The following is a 2,500-nucleotide window of genomic DNA, read 5'->3' as shown; positions in this document are numbered from 1 at the left end:
GAGTATTTAGCCTTGGGAGATGGTCCTCCCGGATTCCGACGGAATTTCACGTGTTCCGCCGTACTCAGGATCCACTCTGGAGAGAACGAAGTTTTGACTACAGGGCTGTTACCTCCTATGGCGGGCCTTTCCAGACCTCTTCATCTACCTCGTTCCTTTGTAACTCCGTACAGAGTGTCCTACAACCCCAAGAGGCAAGCCTCTTGGTTTGGGCTGGTCCCGTTTCGCTCGCCGCTACTCAGGGAATCGCATTTGCTTTCTCTTCCTCCGGGTACTTAGATGTTTCAGTTCCCCGGGTCTGCCTTCTCATATCCTATGTATTCAGATATGGATACCACTCCATTACGAGTGGTGGGTTTCCCCATTCGGAAATCTCCGGATCAAAGCTTGCTTACAGCTCCCCGAAGCATATCGGTGTTCGTCCCGTCCTTCATCGGCTCCTAGTGCCAAGGCATCCACCGTGCGCCCTTTCTAACTTAACCGTTAAAAAGAATCACTACGTGATATCTTGCATTACAATTGAATGTGAATTACTTCTGTTATCTAGTTTTCAAAGAACATTATCTCGAAGAATCGAATGATCCTTCAAAACTAAACAAGACAGGGAACGTTCTGTTTATAAGACCCAAGGTCTTATATTCCGTTAAAATCCTTAGAAAGGAGGTGATCCAGCCGCACCTTCCGATACGGCTACCTTGTTACGACTTCACCCCAATCATCTGTCCCACCTTCGGCGGCTGGCTCCATAAAGGTTACCTCACCGACTTCGGGTGTTACAAACTCTCGTGGTGTGACGGGCGGTGTGTACAAGGCCCGGGAACGTATTCACCGCGGCATGCTGATCCGCGATTACTAGCGATTCCAGCTTCACGCAGTCGAGTTGCAGACTGCGATCCGAACTGAGAACAGATTTGTGGGATTGGCTTAACCTCGCGGTTTCGCTACCCTTTGTTCTGCCCATTGTAGCACGTGTGTAGCCCAGGTCATAAGGGGCATGATGATTTGACGTCATCCCCACCTTCCTCCGGTTTGTCACCGGCAGTCACCTTAGAGTGCCCAACTGAATGCTGGCAACTAAGATCAAGGGTTGCGCTCGTTGCGGGACTTAACCCAACATCTCACGACACGAGCTGACGACAACCATGCACCACCTGTCACTCTGCCCCCGAAGGGGACGTCCTATCTCTAGGATTGTCAGAGGATGTCAAGACCTGGTAAGGTTCTTCGCGTTGCTTCGAATTAAACCACATGCTCCACCGCTTGTGCGGGCCCCCGTCAATTCCTTTGAGTTTCAGTCTTGCGACCGTACTCCCCAGGCGGAGTGCTTAATGCGTTAGCTGCAGCACTAAGGGGCGGAAACCCCCTAACACTTAGCACTCATCGTTTACGGCGTGGACTACCAGGGTATCTAATCCTGTTCGCTCCCCACGCTTTCGCTCCTCAGCGTCAGTTACAGACCAGAGAGTCGCCTTCGCCACTGGTGTTCCTCCACATCTCTACGCATTTCACCGCTACACGTGGAATTCCACTCTCCTCTTCTGCACTCAAGTTCCCCAGTTTCCAATGACCCTCCCCGGTTGAGCCGGGGGCTTTCACATCAGACTTAAGAAACCGCCTGCGAGCCCTTTACGCCCAATAATTCCGGACAACGCTTGCCACCTACGTATTACCGCGGCTGCTGGCACGTAGTTAGCCGTGGCTTTCTGGTTAGGTACCGTCAAGGTGCCGCCCTATTTGAACGGCACTTGTTCTTCCCTAACAACAGAGCTTTACGATCCGAAAACCTTCATCACTCACGCGGCGTTGCTCCGTCAGACTTTCGTCCATTGCGGAAGATTCCCTACTGCTGCCTCCCGTAGGAGTCTGGGCCGTGTCTCAGTCCCAGTGTGGCCGATCACCCTCTCAGGTCGGCTACGCATCGTCGCCTTGGTGAGCCGTTACCTCACCAACTAGCTAATGCGCCGCGGGTCCATCTGTAAGTGGTAGCCGAAGCCACCTTTTATGTCTGAACCATGCGGTTCAAACAACCATCCGGTATTAGCCCCGGTTTCCCGGAGTTATCCCAGTCTTACAGGCAGGTTACCCACGTGTTACTCACCCGTCCGCCGCTAACATCAGGGAGCAAGCTCCCATCTGTCCGCTCGACTTGCATGTATTAGGCACGCCGCCAGCGTTCGTCCTGAGCCAGGATCAAACTCTCCGATAAAGTAGTTTGACTGACTACGCACATCACTGTGCGATTTATTTAAAACTTTGAATTAACAGGTACGTTTTGTCTTGTTTAGTTTTCAAAGATCATTACCGCTTGTTGAAGCAGCTTTATTATCTTACCACTCAGCTTCTTTTATGTCAACAACTTTTTTCAAGTCGTTTTCGAAGCTTTTTGTTTTGTCTGCTGTTCATCAGCGACGTTTAATAATATACCATGCTATCTCTCTATAAATCAAGTGTTTTTTGAAATAAAGAGAAAAAATATAATCAGTACATTATCTTAAAGTTT

2 rRNA genes (1 of these 2 only partly in view) are annotated in these 2,500 nt (G+C 50.2%); both read right to left on the bottom strand.

Going from position 1 to position 2,500, the window contains the following annotated elements:
* Positions 1–482 (bottom strand): 23S ribosomal RNA (locus ABDB98_RS00995); it reaches 2,447 nt to the left of the window's first position.
* Positions 483–656: 174 nt separating this feature from the next.
* Positions 657–2,206 (bottom strand): 16S ribosomal RNA (locus ABDB98_RS00990).
* Together the 16S and 23S rRNA genes form the textbook arrangement of a ribosomal RNA operon.
* Positions 2,207–2,500 lie beyond the last annotated feature (294 nt).

The sequence above is a fragment of the Bacillus siamensis genome (assembly GCF_051628075.1).
In the GTDB taxonomy this organism is placed as follows: domain Bacteria; phylum Bacillota; class Bacilli; order Bacillales; family Bacillaceae; genus Bacillus; species Bacillus siamensis.
The sequence above is the reverse complement of the archived record's forward strand: the minus strand, read 5'-3'. Positions and strand labels throughout refer to the sequence as shown.